Origin of the sequence: Flavobacterium granuli (genome assembly GCF_900129705.1) — a bacterium.
Classification (GTDB): Bacteria; Bacteroidota; Bacteroidia; order Flavobacteriales; family Flavobacteriaceae; genus Flavobacterium; species Flavobacterium granuli.
Genome location: NZ_FQWO01000008.1, coordinates 162,387 through 170,931, shown reverse-complemented (window position 1 = coordinate 170,931; position 8,545 = coordinate 162,387). Strand labels below are relative to the sequence as shown.

The following is an 8,545-nucleotide window of genomic DNA, read 5'->3' as shown; positions in this document are numbered from 1 at the left end:
AAAGTAGATTTTAAAACCACCCCCTAGCCCTGATAGCAGCGAAAATCCTTCCAGGACGGCGTTCGGACTGGAAGATTGTAGCGAATAGCAGGAAGGAGCTACCGAAACAAATATTGCCATCAATATATTTAAAGAATCATTAATTCATACACATTATAATACACAACAAACCTTATATATATATTGTATGTGTTTTGCTAATACTTTATATTTGCATTCTAAAATTTACAAAACAATGATTAAGATTACTTTGCCCGACGGGTCAGTTAAAGAATTTGCTCCTGGAGCATCCCCAATGGATGTTGCAAAAAGCATTAGTGAAGGATTTGCTAGAAATGTAATTTCAGCTTCTTTTAATGGTACAACCATTGAAACTACCACACCTTTAACCACGGATGGCAGTCTTATATTATATACATGGAATGACGAAGAAGGAAAAAAAGCCTTCTGGCATTCTACATCACACGTAATGGCACAGGTTCTAGAAGAAATGTACCCAGGTATTAAACTAACACTTGGACCTGCAATATCGAACGGATTTTATTACGATGTAGACTTTGAAGATCAAAAGATCACAGAAGCTGATTTTAAGAAAATTGAAGATCGTGTTCTTGAGATTTCGAGAGGTAAACACGAGTTCAAACTTCGCCCGGTCTCCAAAGCCGAAGCTCTAGAACTTTACAAAGACAATGTTTACAAAACAGAATTGATTTCGAATCTTGAAGACGGAACGATTACCTTTTGCGATCACGATACTTTTACCGACTTGTGTCGAGGTGGTCATATTCCAAACACTGGCATCATCAAGGCAATAAAAATCATGAGTGTTGCGGGAGCTTACTGGCGCGGAGACGAAAAGAACAAACAACTAACGCGTGTTTACGGCACTTCATTTCCAAAACAAAAAGATCTAACAGAATACCTTGCTTTACTCGAAGAAGCAAAACGTCGCGATCACAGAAAACTAGGAAAAGAATTAGAGCTATTCGCTTTCTCACAAAAAGTAGGTCAAGGCCTACCATTATGGCTACCTAAAGGAGCTGCATTAAGAGAAAGATTAGAACAATTCCTAAAGAAGGCACAGAAAAAAGCAGGTTATGAACAAGTAGTAACACCACATATTGGTCAAAAAGAATTGTATGTAACTTCTGGGCATTACGCTAAATATGGTGCAGATAGCTTCCAACCCATCAGCACACCGTCTGAAGGGGAAGAGTTCTTATTAAAACCAATGAACTGCCCTCATCACTGTGAAATATACAATGTTAGACCTTGGTCTTACAAAGATTTACCTAAACGCTATGCTGAATTTGGCACCGTATACAGATACGAACAAAGTGGTGAATTACATGGATTGACACGCGTTCGCGGGTTCACTCAAGATGACGCTCATATTTTCTGCACTCCAGAACAACTGGACGACGAATTTAAAAAAGTTATTGACCTAGTTCTTTATGTATTTGGCTCATTAGGATTTGAAAACTTTACAGCTCAAATTTCGCTTCGCGACAAAGAAAACAGAGATAAGTATATAGGTAGCGATGAAAACTGGGAAAAAGCAGAAAACGCCATCATAAATGCAGCCCGTGACAAAGGGTTAAATACCGTTGTTGAATACGGCGAAGCAGCTTTCTACGGCCCGAAATTGGATTTCATGGTAAAAGACGCCCTAGGAAGACAATGGCAGTTAGGTACAATTCAGGTAGACTACAACCTACCAGAACGATTTGAATTGACCTACAAAGGTTCTGATAACGAATTACATAGACCTGTCATGATCCATAGAGCTCCTTTTGGCTCCATGGAGCGTTTTATCGCCATTCTTTTAGAACATACAGCAGGAAATTTCCCACTCTGGCTAATGCCAGAACAGGCTATAATATTGTCTTTGAGCGAGAAATATGAAAAATATGCCAAAAAAGTTTTAGATTTGCTAGAAAATCACGAAATTCGCGCCCTCATTGACAACCGAAGTGAAACAATAGGGAAGAAAATTAGAGATGCAGAAATGCAAAAAATCCCGTTCATGTTGATTGTAGGTGAGGAAGAAGAAAAAAACGGTACCATTTCTATACGTCGCCATGGACAGGAAGGAAAAGGAAACATCAGCGTTACAATAGAAGAATTTGCTTCGATAGTAGACGAAGAAATCAAAAAAACATTAAAAGTATTTACAGTTTAACTTAAATTATAAAGTCATAGCAATAAGAAGCAACAGAGGTTATCAACCTCGCGTAGAAAAAAAGGATGCACACAGAATAAACAATCTTATTCGTGGTGTACAAGAAGTACGACTTGTAGGTGAAAATATTGAGCCTGGAGTTTTTAAACTTTCAGAGGCTTTAAGATTAGCTGACCAATTTGAATTAGATCTGGTTGAGATTTCTCCAAATGCAGAGCCACCAGTTTGTAAAATCATGGATTACAAGAAATTTGTTTACGAACAAAAGAAACGTGATAAGGTTCTTAAGGCTAAATCTACACAGGTAACTGTTAAGGAAATTCGTTTTGGTCCTCAAACAGATGAGCATGATTATGAATTCAAGAGAAAGAATGCTGAAAAATTTCTAAAAGAAGGTGCCAAATTAAAGGCGTTCGTTTTCTTTAAAGGGCGTTCTATCATCTATAAAGATCAGGGTCAAATCTTATTATTAAGATTGGCGACAGACTTAGAAGAATTTGGAAAAGTAGAAGCAATGCCAGTTCTGGAAGGAAAGAGAATGATTATGTTCATTGCTCCGAAGAAAAAGAAATAAGTCTTAAAGTAGAAAGTCTTAAAGTCGAAAGTCATAAACTGACTTTTGACTTTTGACTTTTAAACTTTCAGACCAAGACATAAGTAAGTAAGAATAAATTAAAACACTAGGAAAAAATGCCTAAAATGAAAACCAAATCTAGCGCCAAGAAACGTTTTAAAGTTACTGGTTCTGGAAAGATTAAAAGAAAGCATGCTTTTAAAAGTCACATCTTGACTAAAAAATCTAAAAAACGTAAATTAGCTTTGACACACTCAGCGCTAGTTCACAAAACAGATATGAAAAGCATCAAACAACAATTAAGAATTATCTAATAATTCTTTAGGTTAAAACAATTTAAAATAACCTTGGAGTATGGCCATTAAGTTCTCTTGATTTAATTCGGGACGCCTGCTACAAAAAAACAATAAAATTATGCCAAGATCGGTAAATTCAGTTGCTAAAAGAGCAAGAAGAAAAAAAATAATGAAGCAAGCCAAAGGTTTCTTTGGTAGACGTAAAAACGTTTGGACAGTTGCTAAGAATGCGGTAGAGAAAGCAATGTGCTACGCTTACCGTGACAGAAAAGTGAACAAAAGAAATTTCCGTGCTTTATGGATTCAACGTATCAACGCTGGAGCTAGATTGGAAGGAATGTCTTATTCACAATTCATGGGTAAAGTAAAAGCTAACGGAATCGAATTGAACCGTAAAGTTCTTGCAGATTTAGCTATGAACCACCCTGAAGCTTTCAAAGCTGTACTTAACAAAGTAAAATAAACGTTTTATCAACTCAATTTAAGACTACTTACTTATATAGAAACCTCAATCGAAAGATTGAGGTTTTTTTATTTATTAACGGCCTTAAAATCGATTTACAAAAACCCCAACAATATGAGTCATTACTTTTCTGTATTTTAATTAATTTCTGTATTTTCGAGCAATGATACCAAAGAAGCGATACTCCCCCATTTATATTGTATTACTGATAATATTTATTGTCCTACAATCCTGTGAAAAAAAAACACAAACCATAACCAAAAAAAAGACCTATCCCAAAATAGACACACTCTTACAACTGGGCTACAAACATTTTCAAAATACAAACCTTGAAAGGTCCTACTACTATTTCAATCAAGCCAAACAAGAATCTATTCAGGAAAAAGATACTTCCAGAATCATCCATACAATAGCATGGATGGCTCAAATTCATATCTTTTCAGGAGATTATTCCGGTGGTGAAGCAACAGCAATCGAAGCTCTTCCTTTTATAGAAAACACCGATAAATATCCAAATGGCAAATGGAACATCTATAATGCACTAGGAAATAATTACCTGTATACCTCTGACTACGACAATTCATTATATTATTTTAATAAAGCATTAAGTCTAAAAACAGACACAATTGAAAAAATAAGTGTAAAAAGCAATATAGCGCTAGTTTATATAGATCAAAACAAATTCCATAACGCCATAAAAATTATTTTACCGTTAACTTTAAAAAAAGAGCTAATAAATAGTCCGGAAATTTATGCTAGACTACTCGATAATTTAGGCTATTCCTATTTTAAAACAGGTAATCCAAAAGCGCTTAATTATTTAAATCAATCCTTCAAAATAAGATTACGAATATTAGATAACTGGGGTATGATGGCGAGTTATTATCATCTTGCTGAATACTATAGTAAAAGTCATCCAAAGCTAGCTACAGATTATGCCTTATTAACTTATAAAAAAGCAACCGAGATAAAAAGTATTGATGACCGCCTGAAATGTTTAGAATTATTAATTAAAAACAGTCCTTCTAGTCAATCGAAAAAATACTCCTTACAATACCTGCGCATCAATGACAGTGTAAATAAAGCAAGGCAAAAGATGAAGAATCAATTTGCTAAAATTAAATACGATTCTAAAAAGGAGAAAGATGAAAATATAAAACTAAAAGAACAAAAGGTTCTACATTTAGAACAAGAAAAAAATAAAAATTTACTCATTTATTTTGTAGTGACAATAGGACTCCTAACGACACTATTCATTTCTTATTTTTTGATAGCAAAAAACAAAAGAGAGAAAATTCAAACTTCATATAACACCGAAACCCGAATTGCAAAAAAACTGCACGATGAATTAGCCAATGATGTCTACCACGTCATGACTTTTGCCGAAACACAGGATTTATCCTCCAGTCAAAATAAGGAAATATTACTCACAAATCTTGATACCATTTACTCTAGAACCCGAAACATTTCAAAAGAAAATAGCACTATTGAAACTGGCTCAAATTTTGCATCTAACCTTAAAGAATTAATCTCAAGCTTCAATACCAATGAAGTAAATATAATAGTAAACGGACTTGATTCCATACATTGGACAAAAATAGAAAACACTAAAAAAATCATTATATACCGCGTATTACAGGAATTACTTGTCAATATGAAAAAACACAGCCAATGTAATTTAGCAGTAATTACTTTCAAAAAAAACGAACATAAATTACAAATAGATTACACTGACAACGGCCTTGGAGCAGTACTTGACAAAAAAAACATCAGAAATGGACTCCAAAATGTGGAAAACCGTATTCTATCCATAAATGGAACTATTACTTTTGATACTAAATCCCATAAAGGGTTCAAAACAAGCTTTACATTACCTATATAACCGTAGCCATTATGTTCAATAAAGTTTTAGTAGCCGAAGATTTAGACAGTATCAGTATTGCGGTCGTTCAAATATTAGAAGAGCTTTCCATTTCAGAAATTCATCATGCAAAATACTGTGATGATGCCTTACTAAAAATCAAGAAAGCAATTCTGGACGACTCTCCTTACGATTTACTTATTAGCGACTTATCATTCAAAACTGACCATCGTGAAAACCGATTAACTTCCGGTGAAGAACTGATTACCGCAGTGAAAAAAATTCAGACCGATATCAAAACAATTGTATTTTCTATCGAAGATAAATCCTATAGAATAAAATCCCTTTTTAATAATTTAGGTATTAATGCCTATGTTTCCAAAGGAAGAAATAGTATTCCTGAGCTCAAAAAAACTGTCGAAAATGTTTTTAGCGATGAAACCAAAATCATCTCTGCTGCATTGTCTCATGTGCTAAACAACAAAGCAATATTCGAAATCGAAGCTTATGATATTTCTCTTTTAAAATCATTGTCGTTCGGCCTTACCTTGGATGAAATCGCTTCTGAATTCAAAAAAACTGGAATAACTCCTAATGGAAGCAGTAGCATCGAGAAGCGCATCAACAAACTCAAAATCTACTTTAAAGCTAATAATACTACTCATCTTGTAGCTATTGCCAAAGATCTAGGATTGATCTAAAAATGGTTAATTTTAGTTAATTAAACCCACCTTGTCTCCAAAAAGAAATAACTTCTTTTTATAACAACTGCGATTCATTTTAATATTACAGGTGAAAAACCATTGCTTTTTATACTTTAAAATTGGTCTAAGAAATTAACACTTAATAATTTCAGCAAACTATATGGGTCAAGAAATCTAGCATTTCAATAAAAAGCTTACCAAATGAGGTTTCCCGTAAACTTTTTTTTCCAAGTAAAAGTACTTTTGAATAAAATTAAAAAGATGCTTTGTAAAATTAAAACAATACAGCTACTCACCATCTTCCTAGCCATAATCAATATAGGCTGCGAACAAAAAAAAACAATCCTGAATGAAAAAAACATAATAGATAAATCCACCGTAACCAAAAAAACAAAGACATCTACTAAAATCACAGATTCACTAAAATACAATAAATATGTTTTCGGAACTGATGAGGAAGGAAACCATGTTCAAGGCAAAATAATTATTGAGGGTAAAAATGGTATTGGAATTTTGATTGGAAAAGAAGACACGGAAATAGAAATTGTTCTTGAACAAGTTAGTCATAACAAACTAATCGCAACTGATATTGACGGATTTAAATATAAACTAAAATTCAAATAACAAAAAAAAACTACTCAGGATCATTTGGCAACATAGATGACATACTAATTTTTCATTAATTTTTATTACAATAAAAATGCCCTCTCAAAAAATGAGAGGGCATTACAATAATTACAAATCAATTGGGAGTTATCTTATTTTCCTTTATAATAATTAGCTCCCCACATATCATATCTTTTTTTCTGGGTTTCAATTTTCGTTTGAAAAGCAGGCCAGTCTTTTTTCTCCTTTGGAGACCATAAGACTTCGCTTAACGCACTTAGGCGAGGAAATATCATGTACTCCACTTTGGCAGGATTAAGCATATATTCGGTCCAAATATTCCCTTGAGCACCCAATACATATTGCGCTTGTTGCTCATTTAGTTCTTTTGGAATTGGCTCATAGCTATAAATTTTTTCCAAATTAGTAAATCCTCCAATAGTAACCTCTGTTTCTTCTTTAGTCTGTGAATGATCTAAATACACATGACTTCCAGGAGTCATAATAACCTGATGATTTTCTTTGGCAGCCGCTATTCCACCTGCTTCACCTCTCCAACTCATTACAATAGCATTTGGCGCAAGCCCTCCTTCAAGGATTTCATCCCAGCCAATTAAAGTTCTTCCCTTTTTATTAATGTACTTCTCCATACGTTGAATAAAGTAACTTTGCAATTCATGCTCATCTTTTAAGCCTTTCTCTTTTATCAATTGCTGGCAAAATTCACTTCTTTTCCAAGCATCCTTAGGGGATTCATCACCACCAACATGGATGTATTTTGATGGAAACAAAGCCATCACTTCATCAAGAACATCTTCCAAAAATTTAAACGTATATTCAGTTGGCGCATAAACATCGGTAAAAACACCCCATGTTTCCTGAACCAATTTCACCTTTCCATTTGCCAATTCCTGTTTGCTTTTTTCTGAAATCATATTGGCAGGTATTTCTGTTTTCTCGTCTGGAAAACAACTTAACATAGGATAAGCAGCAATTGCGGCACTACTGTGTCCCGGCATTTCGATTTCCGGAATCACGGTAATAAAACGATCCGAAGCATATTTAACAATATCTTTTACTTCTTCTTGTGTATAAAAGCCCCCTTCCGGAGTATTATCATTTCCTTTTCCAGGATATCTCCCCACAATAGATCCGTTTCTATGAGAACCAATTTCTGTTAATTTTGGATATTTCTTTATTTCTATTCTCCATCCTTGATCTTCGGTTAAATGCCAATGGAAATAATTTAATTTGTGCAATGCTAAATAATCGATGAATTTTTTAACGAAAGAAACCGGAAAAAAATGACGCGCTACATCAAGCATTGCTCCTCTATAGACAAAACGAGGTTCGTCCTTCACATCAACAGCAGCAATCTTTAAAGCATCGCTTTTTTCTAATGGAAGTAACTGAATCAATGTTTGCATACCGTAAAAAGTTCCAATAGCAGAGTTCCCTGCTATTATTACTCCCTTACTGTCACTTTTCAAACTATAACCTTCCGCTTTTAGTCCTTTAACGTTTTTAAGACTATTGAATTTGATGTAGTTTTTTGCAGCTTTCTTAACTATAGGCAATTTGAAACCATAATAGTCTGACAAATATTCATTCAAAAAAGCAGCAGTAGCATTATCTGTTTTGTTCGAAACCACTAAACTTGTTTTAGGGTTAATGACAAAACTTCCTGTATTTGTAGTGACTTGCACCGGTTGAGGAATAATATTTACTTCCTGGCCAAAGGACATTACACTACATAAAAGAAGTGAAAATAAAAATGATCTTACCATACTTTTGTTTTTAATTATTATTGTTTTTACTCTTTATTTTTTTGTTAAATGAATTATAAGGCATTAATTTAA

8 protein-coding genes are annotated in these 8,545 nt (G+C 33.9%); 7 read left to right on the top strand and 1 reads right to left on the bottom strand.

The window, feature by feature from the left end; genetic code table 11:
- The first annotated feature begins 235 nt into the window (after positions 1–235).
- The 7 genes from thrS to BUB25_RS11670 all read left to right on the top strand — a co-directional run bounded on the left by thrS (position 236) and on the right by BUB25_RS11670 (position 6,704).
- Positions 236–2,182 (top strand): threonine--tRNA ligase, encoded by a 1,947-nt coding sequence (thrS, locus tag BUB25_RS11700; RefSeq protein ID WP_072944517.1) that lies wholly within the window; start codon positions 236–238, stop codon positions 2,180–2,182.
- A 16-nt stretch (positions 2,183–2,198) separates the two neighbouring features.
- Positions 2,199–2,756, top strand: a complete 558-nt coding sequence (infC, locus tag BUB25_RS11695) for a translation initiation factor IF-3 (protein ID WP_394336299.1) — start codon at positions 2,199–2,201, stop codon at positions 2,754–2,756.
- A gap of 116 nt (positions 2,757–2,872) precedes the next feature.
- The gene (gene rpmI, locus BUB25_RS11690; RefSeq protein WP_022827375.1) at positions 2,873–3,070 is read left to right on the top strand and encodes a 50S ribosomal protein L35; all 198 of its coding nucleotides are present in this window, start codon (positions 2,873–2,875) and stop codon (positions 3,068–3,070) included.
- Between the two features lie 100 nt (positions 3,071–3,170).
- The gene (gene rplT / locus BUB25_RS11685) at positions 3,171–3,515 is read left to right on the top strand and encodes a 50S ribosomal protein L20 (protein WP_035633036.1); all 345 of its coding nucleotides are present in this window, start codon (positions 3,171–3,173) and stop codon (positions 3,513–3,515) included.
- A gap of 163 nt (positions 3,516–3,678) precedes the next feature.
- Positions 3,679–5,397, top strand: a complete 1,719-nt coding sequence (locus tag BUB25_RS11680; RefSeq protein ID WP_072944512.1) for an ATP-binding protein — start codon at positions 3,679–3,681, stop codon at positions 5,395–5,397.
- Positions 5,398–5,408: 11 nt separating this feature from the next.
- Positions 5,409–6,077: a DNA-binding transcriptional response regulator gene (locus tag BUB25_RS11675; protein WP_072944510.1), complete on the top strand. Its 669-nt coding sequence runs from the start codon at positions 5,409–5,411 to the stop codon at positions 6,075–6,077.
- A gap of 204 nt (positions 6,078–6,281) precedes the next feature.
- Complete coding sequence (locus BUB25_RS11670; RefSeq protein ID WP_072944507.1) at positions 6,282–6,704, top strand: hypothetical protein; 423 nt, start codon at positions 6,282–6,284, stop codon at positions 6,702–6,704.
- Positions 6,705–6,838: 134 nt separating this feature from the next.
- Here BUB25_RS11670 and BUB25_RS11665 read toward each other — a convergent pair whose 3' ends face one another.
- The gene (locus BUB25_RS11665; RefSeq protein ID WP_072944505.1) at positions 6,839–8,473 is read right to left on the bottom strand and encodes a beta-N-acetylhexosaminidase; all 1,635 of its coding nucleotides are present in this window, start codon (positions 8,471–8,473) and stop codon (positions 6,839–6,841) included.
- Between the last annotated feature and the right edge of the window lie 72 nt (positions 8,474–8,545).